This window comes from Roseovarius aquimarinus, assembly GCF_043661195.1.
GTDB lineage: Bacteria > Pseudomonadota > Alphaproteobacteria > Rhodobacterales > Rhodobacteraceae > Roseovarius > Roseovarius aquimarinus.
Map to the genome: position 1 here is coordinate 442,283 of NZ_JBIHMM010000001.1, position 17,546 is coordinate 459,828.

Consider the following 17,546-nt stretch of genomic DNA (forward strand, 5'->3'; position numbering starts at 1 on the left):
AAAGCCCGGTTGCGGCGCAATCCGGCCCGCGCGCGGCAGGAATGCGGGCTGCGGCCCTGTGGCGCAGGGCCAGACCCTAGCGGCGCAGCGGCTCGCCGTCCGGCAGGGTGATGCTCGCCACCTGCTCGGAAATCGGATCGTTGTGGAAGGGCTGCGCCTTGGCCGAATAGTCCGAGGGATCGCGCATCGCCTCCCAGCGCCCGCCGACATGCAGCTCGAGCCCCGAAAAGCCGGCCTTGTAGCCCATCTTGGGGCTGCCGGGCACCCAGTAGCCGAGATAGACATGCGGCAATTCCGCCTCGCGGGCGATCTCCACGTGATCGAGGATGATGTAGGTGCCCAGCGAATTGCGCTGCCAGTCGGGATCGAAGAAGGAATAGACCATGCTGACCCCGTCCTCGAGAACGTCGGTCAGGCACACGGCGACGAGCGCGCCGGTCTCGCGGTCGACATATTCGACGACGCGGGTGCGAATCGGCGTCTCCTCGACCATCGAGGCGAATTCGAACGCGTCCATATCGGCCATGCCGCCCGCCGCGTGTCGCGATTCGAGATAGCGCCGGAAGAGGGCGTATTGATCCTCGGTCGCCCAGGGCGAGGTCGCGCGCCGCTCGAGCCGTGCATTACGGCGCAGCGTGCGCTTCTGGCTTTTCGACGGCGTATGCTCGGCGACGTTGATGCGGGCCGACATGCAGGCGGCGCAATCGGCGCAGGAGGGGCGATAGAGCACGTTCTGCGAGCGGCGAAAGCCCTGCTTGCTCAGGCTGTCGTTGAGCCTCTGCGCCCCGTCGCCTTGCAGCGCAGTAAAAAGCTTCCGCTCCATCCGGCCCTCGAGGTAGGGGCAGGGCTGGGGGGCGGTCACGTAGAATTGCGGCGCTATCGTGTTGGTATGTCGCATCAAGACCCGGTTTCGTCAGCGTTTCGCGGAGCCTAGCAACGAAGGCGCCGAAGGCCAAGCCGGGAATCCCGCGCGCGTCTCAGGCACCGGCGGCGCGATTGACCATCGCGGTGCCCAGCACGATATCGCTCAGGCCCTGGCGGCGCTCGGTGATCAGCATCAGCACGACCGAGGCGATCTGCGGCAGCACGAAGGTCATGGAGGCCGCGTAGCCGAGCGAATGGAGCGCCGCCGTCATCGGATCGAGGCGCGATCCGTCATGGCGCCGCAGCTCGATCGCCATGAGCGCCATGCCCCAGGTGGCCGAGCCGCGCGCCAGCGTCGCGATGCGGTAGGCAAGGCCGACGACCAGCACCAGCGCCGGCAGGAAGAAGAACCCGATGCCGAGCGTCAGGATCAGCGCGACGACGCAGAACGCACAGATGAGAAGCGCGTCGATGACCCACGCAAGAAAGCGCTTGGTCGGGACGCCCTCGTAGAATTCGGGCTGCGCGATCGGGTCGGGCAGGGCGGCGGCGGTGGCATGGGTCTGCATCGGAGCGGTCTCGCTGGAGTTGGATCGTAGGGCGCTGAGAGGTATCAAGGCATTGTCGGCGCCGGGATCAAGACGCGGGCGGCGCGGCGCCGCCCGCATGAGGCATTCGGTTCAGTCCTTGGAAGAGGCGGTCTCGTCATCCGCAGTGTCGCTCCGGGATGTCGCGGCGCGGGCGCGCTCGTCGAGGAACTGGTCGAATTCGGCCTTGTCCTTGGCTGCGCGCAGACGCTCCATGAAGGCGTCGAAGCTGGCCTGCTCTTCTTGCAGGCGGCGCAGCGTCTCGTCGCGGTAATTGTCGAACGCGGTGTTGCCGCTGCTGCGATGAAGGCCCATCGACGGGCCGAAGCCGCAGCGCGAGGTGCAGGATCCGAACATGCGTTTGCTCCATATCATATAGGCGAGAAGGGCGAGGCCGAGCGGCGGGAACATCGCGAAGCCGACCACGATCATCGCGATCCAGGCCAGCTTGCCGCGCCGGTCGAGCCATGCGGTGACGGTCTCGAACCAGCCGAGAAGGCCCGAGGCCGCCGGCTGGGAATAGGCGTGAGTGCTCATGAAATGCGTCCTTTCGGGTGCTATGTGAATCTGTTTCACATCCCCTAGATCGGGATGGTCCGTCGCATCCGCAAGAGGCAATGTAAATAATTTTTACATTGCGCCATGCACCCGCCCGGTCTGGGCGGCATTGACCGTATGGCCGGCATGGGTATCACTGGCCCGATGGATTTCGCGCATCGCATCACCCGTATCCCCCGCGCCTTTCAGCCCGAGCCGGCCGAGGAGGCGCGCGCGCTCTTTCCCGGCATGGACGGCGACATGGCCGATGTGATCTCGGGCGCCGCCGGGTCGAGCCCCTATCTGCGCCAGCTCGTGCACAAGGAGGCGGGGTGGCTGCGGCATGCGCTCGAGGCGCCCGAGGAGGGGCTGGCGGATATCGAGACGGGCCTGCGCGCGCTCGAGGGCGATCCCTCGGGGCCTTTGCGGCAGGCCAAGCGGCGCGCGGCGCTTTTGATCGGGCTTGCGGATCTCGCGGGGGTCTGGCCGCTCGAGAAGGTGACGCAGAGCCTCACCGATCTTGCCGATCTCGCCTGCGAGGTGGCGCTCGGCCATGCCATCGCGCATGAGATTAAGCGCGGCAAGCTTCCGGGAATGCGCGAGGCCGATCTCGAGACCTGCGCCGGCATGACCGTGCTCGCCATGGGCAAGATGGGCGCGGGCGAGCTCAACTACAGCTCGGACATCGACCTCATCTGCCTCTATGACGACACCCGCTTCGATGCCGATGCCCAGCACGAGGCGCGCGCCGGGTTCGTGCGCGCCACGCGCCGCATGACGCAGATCCTCAGCGAGAACACGGCCGAGGGCTATGTCTTCCGCACCGATCTGCGTCTGCGCCCCGATCCCGGCGTCACGCCCGTCTGCATGTCGATGGCAGCCGCCGAGGCCTATTACGAAAGCCTCGGGCGCACCTGGGAGCGTGCGGCCTATATCAAGGCGCGGGCCTGTGCGGGCGATCTCGAGGCGGGCGCGCGCTTTCTCGAGACGCTGACGCCCTTCGTCTGGCGACGGCATCTCGACTTCGCGGCGATCGAGGACGCTCATAACATGCGACTGCGCATCCGCGCGCATAAGGGCCTCGGCGCCGATCTCGGCGGGCCGCTCGATCTCATGGGTCACAACATGAAGCTCGGGCGCGGCGGCATCCGCGAGATCGAGTTCTTCACCCAGACCCGCCAATTGATCGCCGGGGGGCGCGATCCAGGCCTGAGGATGCGCGGCACGCTGGCGGGGCTGAAGGGCCTCGCGGAAAAGAACTGGATTCCGGACGAGGTGGCGGCGGATCTGAGCGATCACTACCGCTTTCACCGCGAGGTTGAGCACCGCCTACAGATGCTGCGCGACCAGCAGACGCATGATCTGCCGACCACCGAAGAGGAATTCGCGCGCCTTGCGGCCTTCATGGACCGAGACACGGGCGATCTGAAGGACGAACTTCTGAGCCGGCTCGGCGCCGTCGATGCGGTGATCGAGCGTTTCTTCAAACCCGAGGGCGAGCAGAGCGCCGAGGAGACGCCGCAGGGCGCATGGCTCGATGCCAAGGTGATCGCGCGTTGGCCCAGCTATCCGGCGCTGCGTTCGGACCGCGCGGTGCAGATCTTTCGCCGCCTGCGGCCCGACATCCTCGCGCGGCTGTCGCGCACCTCGCATCCCGAGGAGGCGCTGCTGGCCTTCGACGGCTTCCTCGCAGGGCTTCCCGCCGGCGTCCAGCTTTTCTCGCTTTTCGAGAGCAATCCGCAACTCGTCGAGCTTCTGGTCGATATCGTCGGCACGGCGCCCGCGCTGGCCTCGTATCTTTCTCGAAACGCCGCCGTTTTCGATGCGGTGATCGCCGGCGATTTCTTCGCGCCCTGGCCGGGCCTTGGCGCGCTGCGCGCCGATCTCGCGGCGCGGCTCGCGCGGGAGGGCGATTACGAGGCGCGGCTGATCGCGCTGCGCGGCTGGCGGCGCGAATGGCATTTCCGGATCGGCGTGCATCACCTGCGCGGCCTTGTCGATGCGGCAACCTCGGCCCGCCACTATGCCGACCTCGCCGAGGCGGTGCTCTCGGCGCTCTGGGACGAGGTGGTGCGCGAATTCTCGGCCAAGCACGGCGCGCCTCCGGGGCGCGGTGCGGTCGTGATGGGGATGGGCTCGCTCGGCGCGCGGGCGCTAACGGCGGCATCGGACCTCGATCTGATCGTGATCTACGATGCAGGCGGCGCCGAGGGGTCGGACGGGCGCCGCCCGCTCGCCGTGCAGCCCTATTACGCGCGGCTCACGCAGGCGATGATTTCGGGGCTGACCGCGCAGATGACGGGCGGGCGGCTCTACGAGGTGGACATGCGCTTGCGGCCCTCGGGCAATCAGGGCCCGGTCGCCACGTCGCTTGCCGCGTTCCGCGACTACCAGACGACCCATGCCTGGGGCTGGGAGCATCTGGCCCTGACCCGCGCGCGCGCCATCGCCGGTCCGGAGGATCTCGGCGCCGAGATCGAGGCGTTCCGCGCCGAACTCATCGCCGAGGTGGCCGCGCGGCCCGGCACGGGCCCGCGCCTTGCGCGCGAGGTGGACGAGATGCGCGCGCGCATCCGCGCGGCCAAGGCGCCCGATGGCCCGCTCGATCCCAAGATCGGGCCGGGGCGCCTTCAGGACGTTCAACTCATCGCGCAGGCCGCCATCCTCGCCTCGGGCGAGGCGCCGCGACCGGGCCGTGCGGGGCTCGCCGCGGGCGTGCGCGCGGGCGAGCGGCTCGGCTGGTGGGACGCCGAGGGGGGCAGGGCGCTCGCGCGTGCGGGCAGTCTGTGCCGCGACGTGCAGATGACCGCGCGCCTTCTGGGAGAAGGCCCGCTCGATCCCGATGCGCTGGGGGCGGGCGCGCGCAGCTTCGTCTTGCGCGAGACGGGCGCGGAGGATATTTCCGGACTGGTCGCCGAGTTGGAGGCGCGGGCGGACGCCGCCGCCGAAGTCATCGAGTCGGCCATCGCGCGCGCCGCGTCGGCTCAGGGAACAATGCCATGAAATCGAGCGATCCTCTGGACAAGAAGGGCCTCATCTTCGAGGCCTACCGCATCGACGGCATCGCCCCCGAGGAATGCCGCTCGATCTTTCTCGACTGGGCCCTGTCGCTGCCCGAGGGGCAGGACACGCAGGAGGCCATCGCGCATTTCCTGGACCGCTACCGTGCGGACAATCCCGATCATCCGATGACCGAGGTCCTGCTTCAGGGACAGGCCGCCGCCGCGCGCCCCCGCCGCCGGGGGGGGCTGGAAATCGCGGCCGCGCGGCGAGGGCTAGGCCGCCTCCCGCCGCCGCAGAGTGGCCCGGCAATCATCATGCAATTGCGCGCAGTTCGTCGCGAATTGGCCCTAATTGACCAGCAATGTCGTCTCAAAGCGAGGACCAGACCCCTCGTGCAAAGGCCGAAGGCCGCAGGAGACCAGACATGCAAGCTTATCGCACCACGATCCGCACCCTGACAGCGCTCGCTCTCGCCCTCGGCGTTTCGGCCTGCGCCGCCACGCCCGAGAACGCCGTGACGCGCGCCGCCACGATGGACGCGCCGCAGGCGCCCGCCAGCATGGCGGTCAACATCAAGTCGGTCCGCGTGAGCGTGCCCGAGATGCTGGCCGTCTCCGAGGCCAACAGCTATTATCCGGCGGGCGACATCGTCTGGCGCGGCGATCCCGCCGGCGACCGCCACGCGCAGGTCGCCGCGATCTTCCAGGAGGCGATGACGCGCGGCACGCAATCCATGAAATCGGGCGTTCCGGCCATCCTCGACGTGCAGGTCCAGCGCTTCCATGCGCAGACCGAGAAGGCGCGCTATTCGGTGGGCGGCGTGCATGACATGGCCTTCCTCGTGACGCTGCGCGATCCGGCTTCGGGCGCCGCGCTCAGCCAGCCGCGCCGCATCAAGGCCGCGCTCAAGGGCTATGGCGGCAGCGAGGCGATCGCCGCCGAGCAGCGCGGCGAGACGCAGAAGGTGCGCATCACCGAGCATCTCGCCTCGGTCATCCAGCAAGAGCTGATCGCGCCGGGAAGCTACAAGCCCGAGAACCTCGGCCTGATGGCGATGTTCAGCTCCAATTGATCTTCCCGCAGGACGTGAGACAGGCTAAGGGGACGGTATGACACCGTCCCCTTTTCCCGTGATCCGCCTGAAACCCAAGACCTCGCCCAAGCCCGTGCGCTTCGGCGCGCCCTGGGTCTTCGACAACGAGCTCGTGACCGACCGGCGCACCCGCGCCCTCGCGCCCGGCACGATCGCCCTGCTCGAGGATGCCGAGCGCGCGCCGCTCGCGCTCGTCGCCGTCAACCCTGCCTCTCGCATCATGGCGCGCGTGCTTGATCTCGACACCAGGGCGAGCATCGACCGCGATTGGCTCGCCGCGCGCCTGCGCCGCGCGCTCGCGCTCCGCGAGCGGCTGTTCGATGCGCCGTTCTACCGTCTCGTGCATGCCGAGGCCGACGGCCTGCCGGGCGTCGTGATCGACCGCTTCGGCGAGACCTGCGTCATTCAGCCGAACGCGGCCTGGGCCGATGCGATGCTCGGCGATCTGGCCGCCGCCCTCGCCGAGGTGACGGGCGCGCGCACCATTCTCAAGAACGCGAGCGGCCGCGCGCGCGGGCTCGAGGGGCTCGATGACGTCTCCTCGGTCCTGATGGGCGCGGCGCCTTCGGCGCCCGTGCCGGTGCCCATGAACGGCGCGATCTACATGGCCGATCTGACAGGCGGGCAGAAAACCGGGCTTTTCTACGATCAGCGCCCGAACCACGCCTTCGCCGCGCGGCTCGCGGGCGGCGCGAAGGTGCTCGATGTCTTCAGCCATGTGGGCGGCTTTTCCCTCGCGGCGATGGCGGCGGGCGCGGCCTCGGCGCTGGCGGTGGACGGCTCGGAGCCGGCGCTCGATCTGGCGCGGCAGGGCGCCGGCGCGATGGGGCTGGACGCGGCGTTCCAGACCCGGCGCGGGGATGCGTTCGACGTGCTGACCGCGCTCGCCGAGGAGGGCGAGAGTTTCGACGTGGTGATCTGCGATCCCCCGGCCTTCGCGCCGAACAAGAAGGCGCTCGAGGCGGGGCTGCGCGCCTATGAGCGCACCGCGCGCCTCGCGGCGCCGCTGGTGCGGCCCGGCGGCTATCTCGGCCTCTGCTCGTGCAGCCATGCCGCCGATCTCGACGCCTTCCGCCGCGCGAGCCTGAGGGGCATCGGACGGGGCCTTTATGATACGGGCCGCGCGGCGCAGCTCATCCATACGGGCGGCGCGGGGCCGGATCATCCGATGCACCCGCAACTGGCCGAGAGCGGCTATCTCAAGGCGCTCTTTTTCCGGCTGTGAAGGCGCTTCTCGACACCTGCGTGATCTATCCCACGGTGATGCGCCAGATGCTTCTGGGCGCCGCCGCCGCGGGCGCCTTCACCCCGCTCTGGTCGGCGCGCATCGTCGAGGAATGGCAGCGCGCGGCGCTCAAGCTCGGTGCGGATGGCGCGGCGCAAGCGGCGGGCGAGGCGGCGCTTCTGGCACGCGATTGGCCCGAAGCCCAGGTGGGCTGGCCGCCTTCGCTCGAGGCGCGGCTCTGGCTGCCCGATCCGGCGGACACGCATGTGCTCGCCGCCGCCATCGCGGGCTCGGCCGACATGATCGTGACGCTCAATTCCAAGGATTTCCCGCGCCAGATCCTCGCCGAGGAGGGCCTCGCGCGCAGCGATCCCGATACGCTGCTTCAGGGTTTCTGGCAGGCCGACCCCGAGAGGATCGGCGCCGTCGCGCAATCCGTTCTGGACGAGGCGCGGCGCCTCGGCGGCGAGGACTGGAGCATGCGCGCGCTGATGAAGAAGGCGCGCCTGCCGCGCCTCGCCAAGGCGCTCACGCGATCCTGACGCGGCGCGTCAGCTTTGACCCCAGCGCCCCTCGAGCTTCTCGATCGCCGCGATGCGGTCATCGGTCTTGGGATGGCTCATCAACCAGGCCGGCGCGGCGCCGGAATTCGACTGCGTCAGCGCCTCGAGTTTGCGAAAGAGCGATTTCTGCGGCTCCGTCCCGATCCCGGCCTTGACCAGAAGCGCGGCGGCGTATTCGTCCGCCTCGTATTCGTCCCGCCGCGACAGCCGCGCCGCCAGAAGCGAGGTCAGCGCGCCCGCGATCATGACGCCGACCCCCGGCAGGAAGCGCGAGAGCACCATCGCCAGCGCCGTGCGCAGCGCGTTCTGGCCCGAAAAGTCGATCATGCGCCGCCGCGAATGGCCGAGAGCGACATGGCCCAGCTCATGCGCGATGACCGACGTCATCTCCTCGCCCGAAACCTCGCCCGACTGGAATTTCCTGTAGAATCCGCGGGTGATGAAGATGCGCCCGTCCGGCGCGGCCAGCCCGTTCACCGGGTCGATCTCGTAGATATGCACGCGCACCCGCTCGATATCGAGCGCGCGAGCAAGGCGGTCGGTCAGCCCCTTCAGCTTGGGATCCGCAAGCTCGCTCGAGCGCGCGCTCAGATCGCGCGACGTGCGCCAGACCGAGAAGCGGAACATGACGAAGGCGTAGATGAGCGCCAGAAGGATCGGGGTGAATTTCAACATGGGTCATATATGGGCCGCGCGCGCCATCCCGGCAAGCGGCGCGCGCGCGGCATATGGGCTTGCGGCAGCACCATGGCAGCTCCGACGCCGCTCCTATGCCGCATCTTCATCTTGGCCGAAATACTCCGGGGTGCGGGGCAGCGCCCCGCCGGGGCGATCCGCGTCGGTCAGCGCGCTCAGGCCGAGCAGCTCGCGCCGCCCAGCACGCAGAATTTTGCGCAATGGGGATGGTTGAGCGCGACGTCGCGCTCGGCCTCGGCCAGCGTCTCGCCCAGCTCGAATTCGGGCGCGTAGGGCAGGAGGGTGCAGGCCAGAACGGCGGGGCGCGCGGCGCCCTTGCGCTTGACCACCATCCGCGAGGAGGCGCACATCACGTCATTCGGCGACTTGCCGAGAATGTCCCAGCAGGCGGTCGTGATTTCGGGCACCTCGGCGCGCTCGTCCATCTCGGGGAAGAGAACGGTCGCGCCGGGATCGCCCGCGTCGATCGCATAGCCGCGCGCGGCATAGAGGCGCGCATAGCCTGCGCGGCCCTCGGCGTCGCTCTCGCCCCAGACGGTGCGGCCCGCGACGGCCATCGGCACGCCCGCATCGCGCAGCCAGTCCATGCCCTCGAGCGTGCGCGCGAAGGCGCCCTTGCCGCGCTCCTTATCGTGCAGCTCTTCGGACCAGTGATCGACGGAGATGCGGAATGTCATCTTGCCGGGATAGGCCGCGTTCAGCTCTTCGATGCCCGCGCGCATGGATTTGCGCATCATGGGGCGCATGGCGTTGGTGAGGATCAAGACCTCGTAGCCGCGCGACAGCGCCGCGCGCGCCATGCCTATCATCTCGGGGTTCATGAAGGGCTCGCCGCCAGTGAAGGCGATCTCGCGCACCGGCCAGCCGCGCGCCTCAATCTGGTCGAGATATTCGGCCACCTCGGCTTCGGTGATATAGACCAGTGCGTCGTTGGTGGGCGAGCTGAGGATGTAGCAATTCTCGCATTCGATATTGCAGAGCGTTCCGGTGTTGAACCAGAGCGTGTCGGGACGCGTCAGGGCGACATGCGCGCGGGCCTCGCCTTTGGCGGTCCGCTCGGGGTCGCGGAATTTGCCGGCATTGGCGCTGGCCGCACCGGTTTCGTCCAGATCTTTCATGTCGTTCCTTCCACGCCCCCGTATTTCTTTCCATCTGCCTAGCGCGGCGGCTCCGGCGGTGAAAGCCGTGCATCGGGCCTCTGACGCAGTTGTGAACGTGGCGCAAGGTGCTAAGGTGCGCCCCAAGCAGGAGATTTGTCCATGGTATCGCGCGTCATTCCCGTCCAGCCCTTCGATCTGGTGGTCTTCGGCGGCACCGGCGATCTGGCCCGGCGCAAGATCCTGCCGGCGCTGTTCCGGCGCTATTGCGCGGGGCAGATGGGCGACGCGGCCCGCGTCATCGGCGCGGCGCGCGCCGAGATGGACGACACCGCCTACCGCGATTTCGTGCGCGGCGCGATCACCGAATTCGGGGCCGACACGGCTTGCGCGCCGGATCAGCTCGAGGCGTTTCTGGGCCAGATCGGCTATGTCACGCTTGACGCGCAGGGCGCGCAGGGCTGGGACGCGCTCAAGGCGCGGCTGGGCGATGCGGACCGTATCCGCGCCTTCTATTTCTCTGTCGGGCCCGGTCTTTTCGCCGATCTCGCCGCGCGGATCGAGACGCACGGGCTGGCCGGCCCGGACACGCGCGTCGTGGTCGAAAAGCCCTTCGGGCGCGACCTCGCCTCGGCGCGCAGCCTCAACGCTGATCTGGCGAAGCATTTCGACGAGACGCAGATCTACCGGATCGATCATTATCTCGGCAAGGAGACGGTTCAGAACCTCATGGCCATCCGCTTCGGCAACATGCTGTTCGAGCCGTTGTGGAACAGCCAGTATGTCGATCACATCCAGATCACCGTGGCCGAGTCGGGCGGCGTCGGCAGCCGGGGCGACTATTACGACAAGGCCGGCGCGATGCGGGACATGATGCAGAACCACATCATGCAGCTTTTGTGCCTGACCGCGATGGAGCCGCCAGCGAAGTACGACCCGCACGCCGTGCGCGACGAGAAGCTGAAGGTGATCCGCGCGCTCGGGCCGGTGGAGCCGGGCGATGTGGTGCGCGGCCAATACGAGGGCACCGACAGCTTGCCCGGCTATCTCGAGGAGGTCGGCGACGACAGCAGCCGCACCGAGAGTTTCGTGGCGCTCAAGGCGCGCATCGGCAATTGGCGATGGGCGGGCACGCCTTTCTATCTGCGCACCGGCAAGCGGTTGCGCGCGCGTGCGAGCGAGATCGCGGTCGTCTTCAAGGACGCGCCCCATTCGATCTTCGGCGCCGATGCGGGGCGGCACCGCAACATCCTGACGATCCGCCTTCAGCCCAACGAGGGGATCGAGATGGGCGTGACCATCAAGGAGCCGGGGCCGGGGGGCATGCGCCTCGTCGATGTGCCGCTCGACATGACCTTCTCCGAGGCGCTGGGGCCGGAGGCGGGCGATATTCCCGACGCCTACGAGCGGCTCATCATGGACGTGATCCGCGGCGACCAGACGCTGTTCATGCGCGGCGACGAGGTGGAGGCGGCGTGGGAGTGGACCGATCCCATCATCGAGGCCTGGGACGCGCCGGGCGCCGAGCCATGCCCCTATGCCACCGGCAGCTCGGGGCCGGACGATGCGCTGGCGCTGATGCACCGGGACGGGCGCCGCTGGCGGGAGATACGCATATGAACATCGTCGAATATCCCGATGCCGAATTCATGGCGATGGGCCTTGCCGACGTGATCGCGGCCCAGCTGAGCGCGGTCCTGCGGCTGGCCGAGCGCGCGCTTCTCGTGGTGCCTGGCGGCTCGACGCCGGGGCCGGTCTTCGACACGCTCTGCGGCGCGCGGCTCGACTGGGGGCGCGTCGATGTGCTGCCCTCGGACGAGCGCTGGCGCCCGCAGGCGCATATCCGCTCTAATGCGGGCCTGATCGCGCAGCGCCTTCTGTGCGAACGCGCGGCGGAGGCGCGGCTCATCCCGCTTTATCTCGAAGAGGCATCGCCCGAAGAGGCCGCGCCGCGCCTTGCCGAGAGCGTCGCGCCGCATTTGCCGATCGACGTGGCGCTGGTGGGGATGGGCGGCGACATGCATACCGCGTCCATCTTTCCGCGTATGCCGGGGATCGAGGCCGCGCTCGCGCATGATGCGCCGACGCTTTTGCCGGTGCGGATCGAGGGCGAGCCGGAGCCGCGCATCACGCTGGCCGCGCATGTGCTGCGCAGCGCGATGCATCTGCACGTGGTCATCACCGGCGACGACAAGCGCGCCGCGCTCGAGCGGGCGCGCGGGCTCGACGCTGCCGAGGCGCCCATCGCGGCGCTGCTCGACGATGCCACCGTGCACTGGGCGCCCTGAGCATGTGGCGCGATCTGAAGGCGATGGCAGACAAGGCCCGCAGGCGCGGGATCGCGCCGCTGTTCGGCGGCGGGCGCGCGGCGGCGTTCTCGGCCCGTTTCGACGGGATGCTCTTCGACTATTCCAAGACGAGCATGGACGCCGAGGCGCGCGCCGCCCTGATCGCCTTGGCCGAGGCGCGGGGCGTCCCCGCGCGGCGCGAGGCGATGTTCTCGGGCACACCGATCAACGAGACGGAGGGGCGCGCGGTCCTGCATACCGCGCTGCGCAATCTCTCGGGCGGCGCGGTCACGGTGGACGGGCAGGACGTGATGCCGGGCGTGCGCGACACGCTCGCGCGGATGCGCGCCTTTGCGGGCGCGGTGCGCAGCGGTGCCTTCAAGGGGGTGGGCGGCGCGATCACGGATGTGGTCAATATCGGCATCGGCGGCTCGCATCTCGGCCCCGAAATGGCCGTGCGGGCGCTCGCGCCCTACCACGACGGGCCGCGCTGCCATTTCGTCTCGAACGTGGACGGCGCCGACATCACGGGCGCGCTGGCGGGGCTCGACCCCGCGCGCACGCTGATCCTCGTGGCGTCCAAGACCTTCACCACGACCGAGACGATGACCAACGCCGCGGCGGCGCGCGCCTGGATGGCCGAAAAGGTCGCAGACCCCGGTGCGCAGTTCGCCGCGCTCTCCTCGGCGATGGGGGAGGCGGCAGACTGGGGCATCCCGGCCGAGCGCGTCTTCGGCTTCGAGGATTGGGTCGGCGGGCGCTATTCGATCTGGGGGCCGATCGGCCTGTCGCTGATGATCGCGATCGGGGGCGAGGATTTCACCGATTTCCTGCGCGGCGGAGAGGCGATGGACCGCCATTTCCGCGATGCGCCGCCCGAGGACAACATGCCGATGATGCTGGCGCTGACCGGCCTTTGGCATCATCAGGCCTGCGGCTATCCCACGCGCGCGGTGCTGCCCTACGACCAGCGGCTCGCGCGCCTTCCGGCCTATCTGCAACAGCTCGAGATGGAATCGAACGGCAAGGGCGTCGATATGGACGGGCGCGCGCTCGGACATGGGGGCGGGCCGGTGGTCTGGGGCGAGCCGGGCACGAACGGGCAGCACGCCTTCTACCAGCTCATCCATCAGGGCACGCAGACCGTGCCGTGCGAATTCCTGCTCGCCGCGCGCGGGCACGAGCCGGAGCTTGCCCATCAGCACCGGCTTCTGGTGGCCAATTGCCTCGCGCAGTCCGAGGCGCTCATGCTGGGCCGCGACCTCGAGACGGCGCGCGCGCGGATGAAGGCGCAAGGCTTCACCGGGGCCGAACTGGAACGCCAGGCGCGGCACCGGGTCTTCTCGGGCGCGCGCCCCTCGACCACGCTCATCTACGATCTTCTGACGCCGCGCCGGCTGGGCCAGATCATCGCGCTCTACGAGCACCGCGTCTTCGTCGAGGGGGTGATCCTCGGCCTCAATTCCTTCGATCAATGGGGGGTCGAGCTCGGCAAGGAGCTGGCGCGCGAGCTTTCGGCGGCGCTCGAGCCCGGGAGCGCGCCGGAAGGGGGAAAGGACGGATCGACCCGGCAACTCATACGATACGTTCACACTCAACACGAGTGATCCGTCCTGCGCCCCGCCGCACCCCGGGGGTTGAGGCGGGCGGGGCGTCCCCGGGGCACCGCGACAGGATGCGATGCCGTTCGAGCGATTTTCATCAGCGGCAGTCCTTGGGGAGACCTGCACCAAGCGCCCGAACACCCGCAGACACGCGGCCCGCCGCCGACGAGTTTCAGCCGATAGCGATTTTTTGCCGAAAAAATCTCATCACGCCGATTTTTCGCGCGGAGGCTTGGAACCTGCGCCACTCTGCCGCTGTTGTGACAGCAACGCCCGTCCTCTGAGGGACAAACGAGCCGCGAGGGCGGCGGCCCAATGACTTAAAGGAGTTTTCCATGAAAACCTGGATCTACGCACTTGCCGGCACCGCGATGCTCGGCCTTGGCGCCTGCGAAAACCTGACCGAGAACCAGCGCACCGTGGCGGGCGTCGCGGGCGGCGCGGCCGCGGGTCTTCTGACCGCCGAAGCGCTCGGCGCCGATGATGAATGGCGCCTGATCTCGGCGCTCGGCGGCGCGGCGGCGGGTACGGTCGTGGCGCAGAACCAGAACCAGCGCGTCTGTGCCTATTCGCGCGGCGACGGCACCTATTACGAGGCGCCTTGCCCCTGATATTTCAGGATAGCTTAACGGAAAGGCGCGGCATTACTGCCGCGCCTTTTTTCATGCGCGCGCCTCAGCCACGCAGGATGCCGCGGCCCGCGTATTCGGCGGTCTCGCCCAGCAGTTCTTCGATACGGATGAGCTGGTTGTATTTCGCCAGCCGGTCCGAGCGCGCGAGGCTTCCCGTCTTGATCTGCCCGCAATTCGTGGCGACGGCCAGATCGGCGATGGTCGCGTCCTCCGTCTCGCCCGAGCGGTGCGACATGACGTTAGTATAGCCGGCGCGATGGGCCATATCGACCGCGCGCAGCGTTTCGGTGAGCGTGCCGATCTGGTTCACCTTGACCAGCATCGAATTGGCGCAGCCGCGCGCGATGCCGTCGGCCAGCCGCGCGGGATTGGTCACGAAGAGATCGTCGCCCACAAGCTGCACCTTGCCGCCCAGCGTCTCGGTAAGGGCCTTCCAGCCCTCCCAGTCGTCCTCGGCCATTCCGTCCTCGATCGAGATGATCGGGTAATCCGCGACGAGCGCGGCGAGGTAGTCGGCGTTTTCCTGACTGCCGAGCGACTTGCCCTCGCCGGTCATCTCGTACTTGCCGTTCTTGTAATATTCGGTCGCGGCGCAATCGAGCGCGAGGAAGATATCCTCGCCCGGCTTGTAGCCGGCCTTCTCGATGCTTTTCAGGATGAAATCGAGCGCCTGGCGCGCGCTGGCGATATCGGGGGCGAAGCCGCCCTCGTCGCCGATGCCTGTCGAGAGGCCCGCCGCGATCAGCTCTTTCTTGAGCGTGTGGAACACCTCGGCGCCCATGCGCACGGCCTCGCGGATATTCTCGGCCGCGACCGGCATGATCATGAATTCCTGAATGTCGATCGGGTTGTCGGCATGCTCGCCGCCATTGATGATGTTCATCATCGGCACCGGAAGCACGCGCGCGGACGTGCCGCCGACATAGCGAAAGAGCGGCTGGCCGGTGTAATCCGCCGCCGCCTTCGCGACCGCGAGCGACACGCCGAGGATGCCGTTGGCGCCGAGGCGCGACTTGTTGTCGGTGCCGTCCATCTCGATCATGGCCATGTCGATGGCGACCTGCTCGGTCGCGTCGAACCCTTCGAGCGCGTCCGCGATCTCGCCATTGACCGCCTCGACCGCGTCGAGAACGCCCTTGCCCATGTAGCGGGCCTTATCGCCGTCGCGCCGCTCGACCGCCTCATGCGCGCCGGTGGAGGCGCCCGAGGGCACGGCGGCGCGGCCCATCGTGCCATCCTCGAGCGTCACGTCGACCTCGATGGTGGGATTGCCGCGGCTGTCGAGAATCTCGCGGGCGTGGATGTCGATGATGCTGCTCATGGCGTCTGTCCTGATCTCGTGAAAATGCGTTGGTCCAGCCCATAGCAAAGCCACAACCGCAGGGGAATGGCTGGTAGCGCTAGCGCCTGTTTCGGCCCGCTGCGATGGCTCAGAGCGGTCCCTTGGGCTTGGCCTCGCGGAAGGCGCGGCGCGCGACGCGCTGCTCGCGGATGAGCGTGTAGAGGCCCGTCGCGATGATGATCGCCGCGCCGAGCAGCGTCCAGAGATCGGGCCGCTCGCCCAGTAGGAACATCCCGAGGATCAGCGCGAAGACAAGGCGCGCGTAACGGAAGGGCGTCACGGCGGCGATCTCCCCGATGCGCATCGCGCCGACGATGAAGTAATAGCCCAGAACGCCGAAGACCATCGCGCCGAAAAGATACGCCCAGGCGAGCGGCTCGGGCATGGTTCCGCCACCCGAGAAGAGCAGAAGGACGCCGCCCGTGGGCACCATCGTGCCGAAGGCATAGCACGAAAGCTGCATCGACGAGACGTTCGGCGGGATCACACGCGTCGCTAGATCGCGCACGGCAAGGCCCGCGACCGCGATCACCGCGAAGACCGAGGAGATGTCGAAGGCATCGAGCCCCGGCCGCACGATCATCAGAACGCCCATCATGCCCACGAGAATGGCCGACCAGCGCCGCCAGCCCACCTGCGCGCCCATGAAGAGCGCGGCGCCCAACGTCACCGCCAGAGGCGTCGCCTGCAGGATCGCCGAGACGGTCGACAGATCCGCCATCGCCAGCGCGGTGACGTAGCTGACCGCCGCGATGATCTCGCCCAGATTGCGCAGCATCACCGCGCGCGTCAGCAGGACCGGACCTATCAGCCGCGTTCCCTGCGCCTTTGCGGCCACGGCGAAGACCGCGCAGCCCGCCGCGCCCAGCATCATGAGGATCTGGCCCACCGGCAGGTCTTCGGAAAGGAGCTTGACGAAAAGATCCTCGGCGGCGAAGCCCGCCATCGCCACCACCATCAGGAGACTTCCGCGCAGGTTGTCCATTCTCGTATCCTTTCGCAGGCGCGCGAGCGATGCGCGGAAAACAAAGGCGCCGGGCGGCGAGGGCGCTCAGGCGCTCAGGCGCACCCAGACGGGCACGTGGTCCGAGGGCTTCTCGCGCGCGCGGACCTCGCGGTCGATCGCGCAATCCTCGAGCAGGTCCGCGCAGGCGGGGCTGAGAAGGAAATGGTCGATGCGGATACCGTCGTCGCGGTTCCACGCCCCGGCCTGATAGTCCCAGAAGCTGTAATGCCCCGGCCCCTGCGTGCGGGCGCGGAACGCCTCGGTGAAACCGAGGTTCAGAAGGCGGCGGAAGGCGGCGCGCGTCTCGGGCAGGGCCAGCGCATCCTTCTGCCATGCGTCGGGGCGCTTGGCGTCTTCGTCCTGCGGGATCACGTTGTAGTCGCCCGCCATCAGGAACGGCTCCTCCAGGGCCAGAAGCTCGGTTGCACGGGCCTGCATCCGCTCCATCCACGCCAGCTTGTAGTCGTATTTCGGGCCGGGCGCCGGGTTGCCGTTGGGCAGGTAGAGCCCGCAGACGCGGATGGCCGTCTCGCCCATCACCGTCGCCTCGATCCAACGCGCCTGCTCGTCGCTCTCGTCGCCCGGCAGGCCGCGCGTGACGTCCTCGAGCGGCAGTTTCGACAGGATTGCGACCCCGTTGAAGCCCTTCTGACCATGCGTTTCGACCGTGTAGCCGCGATCCTCGAAGATCTCGCGCGGGAAGGCCTCGTCGACCGATTTGATCTCCTGAAGGAGCACGACATCGCACCCGGCTTCGTCCAGCCATTCGGGCAGCGCGTCGATGCGGGCCTTGATGCCGTTGATGTTGAAGGTCGCGATCTTCATGGGCCGGTCCTCGCGGTGCGGAAATCCTCGCCCACCTATCGCCCAGCGGCGCGCCGGGGGCAAGGGAGGTGGCGGTCGAGCCCCGGCGCGGAGACGAATCGACCCGTATCCGCCAGGCATCCGATTCTCGCGTCCGCACGTTCAGGTTGTATCTTGACATTCCCGAACCACGTCGATTCCGCCA

Annotated in this window: 17 protein-coding genes; 9 read left to right on the forward strand and 8 right to left on the reverse strand. The window is 68.3% G+C overall.

All coding sequences use genetic code 11. The features are described from left to right. Positions 1 to 76: 76 nt before the first annotated feature. The 3 genes from ACGRVM_RS02110 to ACGRVM_RS02120 all read right to left on the reverse strand — a co-directional run bounded on the left by ACGRVM_RS02110 (position 77) and on the right by ACGRVM_RS02120 (position 1,988). Entirely contained in the window at positions 77 to 898 is an 822-nt protein-coding gene (locus tag ACGRVM_RS02110; protein ID WP_377169165.1) for an arginyltransferase, read from the reverse strand. Positions 899 to 977: 79 nt separating this feature from the next. Then, complete coding sequence (locus ACGRVM_RS02115; RefSeq protein ID WP_377169163.1) at positions 978 to 1,433, reverse strand: RDD family protein; 456 nt, start codon at positions 1,431 to 1,433, stop codon at positions 978 to 980. 111 nt (positions 1,434 to 1,544) lie between these two features. Further along, positions 1,545 to 1,988, reverse strand: coding sequence for a DUF2852 domain-containing protein (locus ACGRVM_RS02120; protein ID WP_377169161.1), 444 nt, complete (start codon positions 1,986 to 1,988; stop codon positions 1,545 to 1,547). A gap of 165 nt (positions 1,989 to 2,153) precedes the next feature. Here ACGRVM_RS02120 and ACGRVM_RS02125 point away from each other — a divergent pair, with 165 nt between their 5' ends. Genes ACGRVM_RS02125 through ACGRVM_RS02145 form a run of 5 tightly spaced genes read left to right on the forward strand, consistent with a single transcriptional unit; the run spans position 2,154 to position 7,851 of the window. After that, positions 2,154 to 4,991: a [protein-PII] uridylyltransferase family protein gene (locus ACGRVM_RS02125; protein WP_377170036.1), complete on the forward strand. Its 2,838-nt coding sequence runs from the start codon at positions 2,154 to 2,156 to the stop codon at positions 4,989 to 4,991. Next, positions 4,988 to 5,449: a hypothetical protein gene (locus ACGRVM_RS02130; RefSeq protein ID WP_377169159.1), complete on the forward strand. Its 462-nt coding sequence runs from the start codon at positions 4,988 to 4,990 to the stop codon at positions 5,447 to 5,449. The genes ACGRVM_RS02125 and ACGRVM_RS02130 overlap by 4 nt, the downstream gene beginning before the upstream one ends. Next, entirely contained in the window at positions 5,416 to 6,063 is a 648-nt protein-coding gene (locus ACGRVM_RS02135; RefSeq protein ID WP_377169157.1) for a DUF6778 family protein, read from the forward strand. Before ACGRVM_RS02130 ends, ACGRVM_RS02135 begins: the two co-directional genes overlap by 34 nt. Before the next feature lie 37 nt (positions 6,064 to 6,100). Beyond that, positions 6,101 to 7,309: an RSP_2647 family RNA methyltransferase gene (locus tag ACGRVM_RS02140; RefSeq protein WP_377169155.1), complete on the forward strand. Its 1,209-nt coding sequence runs from the start codon at positions 6,101 to 6,103 to the stop codon at positions 7,307 to 7,309. Beyond that, a complete protein-coding gene (locus ACGRVM_RS02145; RefSeq protein WP_377169153.1) occupies positions 7,306 to 7,851 on the forward strand; it encodes an RSP_2648 family PIN domain-containing protein in 546 nt (181 codons plus the stop codon). Before ACGRVM_RS02140 ends, ACGRVM_RS02145 begins: the two co-directional genes overlap by 4 nt. A gap of 9 nt (positions 7,852 to 7,860) precedes the next feature. Here the strand turns inward: ACGRVM_RS02145 and ACGRVM_RS02150 are convergent, their stop codons facing one another. Together ACGRVM_RS02150 and ACGRVM_RS02155 are read right to left on the reverse strand one after the other, a co-directional pair. After that, positions 7,861 to 8,547, reverse strand: coding sequence for a M48 family metallopeptidase (locus tag ACGRVM_RS02150; protein ID WP_377169151.1), 687 nt, complete (start codon positions 8,545 to 8,547; stop codon positions 7,861 to 7,863). A 176-nt stretch (positions 8,548 to 8,723) separates the two neighbouring features. After that, complete coding sequence (locus tag ACGRVM_RS02155; protein WP_377169149.1) at positions 8,724 to 9,686, reverse strand: radical SAM protein; 963 nt, start codon at positions 9,684 to 9,686, stop codon at positions 8,724 to 8,726. 141 nt (positions 9,687 to 9,827) lie between these two features. Between ACGRVM_RS02155 and zwf the strand changes: the two genes are divergently transcribed. From zwf to ACGRVM_RS02175, 4 genes are all read left to right on the forward strand, one after another. Next, positions 9,828 to 11,285, forward strand: a complete 1,458-nt coding sequence (gene zwf / locus ACGRVM_RS02160) for a glucose-6-phosphate dehydrogenase (protein WP_377169146.1) — start codon at positions 9,828 to 9,830, stop codon at positions 11,283 to 11,285. Continuing rightward, positions 11,282 to 11,953, forward strand: coding sequence for a 6-phosphogluconolactonase (pgl, locus tag ACGRVM_RS02165; RefSeq protein WP_377169144.1), 672 nt, complete (start codon positions 11,282 to 11,284; stop codon positions 11,951 to 11,953). Before zwf ends, pgl begins: the two co-directional genes overlap by 4 nt. A gap of 2 nt (positions 11,954 to 11,955) precedes the next feature. Further along, complete coding sequence (gene pgi / locus ACGRVM_RS02170; protein ID WP_377169142.1) at positions 11,956 to 13,560, forward strand: glucose-6-phosphate isomerase; 1,605 nt, start codon at positions 11,956 to 11,958, stop codon at positions 13,558 to 13,560. Positions 13,561 to 13,892: 332 nt separating this feature from the next. Further along, on the forward strand, positions 13,893 to 14,168 hold the full coding sequence (locus ACGRVM_RS02175) for a glycine zipper 2TM domain-containing protein (protein WP_377169140.1): 276 nt from the start codon (positions 13,893 to 13,895) through the stop codon (positions 14,166 to 14,168). A gap of 64 nt (positions 14,169 to 14,232) precedes the next feature. Here the strand turns inward: ACGRVM_RS02175 and eno are convergent, their stop codons facing one another. From eno to xth, 3 genes are all read right to left on the reverse strand, one after another. Further along, positions 14,233 to 15,510, reverse strand: coding sequence for a phosphopyruvate hydratase (gene eno / locus ACGRVM_RS02180; RefSeq protein ID WP_377169138.1), 1,278 nt, complete (start codon positions 15,508 to 15,510; stop codon positions 14,233 to 14,235). A gap of 109 nt (positions 15,511 to 15,619) precedes the next feature. Further along, the gene (locus ACGRVM_RS02185) at positions 15,620 to 16,516 is read right to left on the reverse strand and encodes a DMT family transporter (RefSeq protein ID WP_377169136.1); all 897 of its coding nucleotides are present in this window, start codon (positions 16,514 to 16,516) and stop codon (positions 15,620 to 15,622) included. Between the two features lie 66 nt (positions 16,517 to 16,582). Beyond that, positions 16,583 to 17,362, reverse strand: coding sequence for an exodeoxyribonuclease III (xth, locus tag ACGRVM_RS02190; protein WP_377169134.1), 780 nt, complete (start codon positions 17,360 to 17,362; stop codon positions 16,583 to 16,585). Positions 17,363 to 17,546: the final 184 nt, after the last annotated feature.

Bases quoted from the DNA above. Each gene is read 5' to 3' on its own strand.
- ACGRVM_RS02110 (WP_377169165.1), bottom strand. From the start codon at position 898: ATGCGACATACCAACACGATAGCGCCGCAATTCTACGTGACCGCCCCC.
- ACGRVM_RS02115 (WP_377169163.1), bottom strand. From the start codon at position 1,433: ATGCAGACCCATGCCACCGCCGCCGCCCTGCCCGACCCGATCGCGCAG.
- ACGRVM_RS02120 (WP_377169161.1), bottom strand. From the start codon at position 1,988: ATGAGCACTCACGCCTATTCCCAGCCGGCGGCCTCGGGCCTTCTCGGC.
- ACGRVM_RS02125 (WP_377170036.1), top strand. From the start codon at position 2,154: ATGGATTTCGCGCATCGCATCACCCGTATCCCCCGCGCCTTTCAGCCC.
- ACGRVM_RS02130 (WP_377169159.1), top strand. From the start codon at position 4,988: ATGAAATCGAGCGATCCTCTGGACAAGAAGGGCCTCATCTTCGAGGCC.
- ACGRVM_RS02135 (WP_377169157.1), top strand. From the start codon at position 5,416: ATGCAAGCTTATCGCACCACGATCCGCACCCTGACAGCGCTCGCTCTC.
- ACGRVM_RS02140 (WP_377169155.1), top strand. From the start codon at position 6,101: ATGACACCGTCCCCTTTTCCCGTGATCCGCCTGAAACCCAAGACCTCG.
- ACGRVM_RS02150 (WP_377169151.1), bottom strand. From the start codon at position 8,547: ATGTTGAAATTCACCCCGATCCTTCTGGCGCTCATCTACGCCTTCGTC.
- ACGRVM_RS02155 (WP_377169149.1), bottom strand. From the start codon at position 9,686: ATGAAAGATCTGGACGAAACCGGTGCGGCCAGCGCCAATGCCGGCAAA.
- zwf (WP_377169146.1), top strand. From the start codon at position 9,828: ATGGTATCGCGCGTCATTCCCGTCCAGCCCTTCGATCTGGTGGTCTTC.
- pgl (WP_377169144.1), top strand. From the start codon at position 11,282: ATGAACATCGTCGAATATCCCGATGCCGAATTCATGGCGATGGGCCTT.
- pgi (WP_377169142.1), top strand. From the start codon at position 11,956: ATGTGGCGCGATCTGAAGGCGATGGCAGACAAGGCCCGCAGGCGCGGG.
- ACGRVM_RS02175 (WP_377169140.1), top strand. From the start codon at position 13,893: ATGAAAACCTGGATCTACGCACTTGCCGGCACCGCGATGCTCGGCCTT.
- eno (WP_377169138.1), bottom strand. From the start codon at position 15,510: ATGAGCAGCATCATCGACATCCACGCCCGCGAGATTCTCGACAGCCGC.
- ACGRVM_RS02185 (WP_377169136.1), bottom strand. From the start codon at position 16,516: ATGGACAACCTGCGCGGAAGTCTCCTGATGGTGGTGGCGATGGCGGGC.
- xth (WP_377169134.1), bottom strand. From the start codon at position 17,362: ATGAAGATCGCGACCTTCAACATCAACGGCATCAAGGCCCGCATCGAC.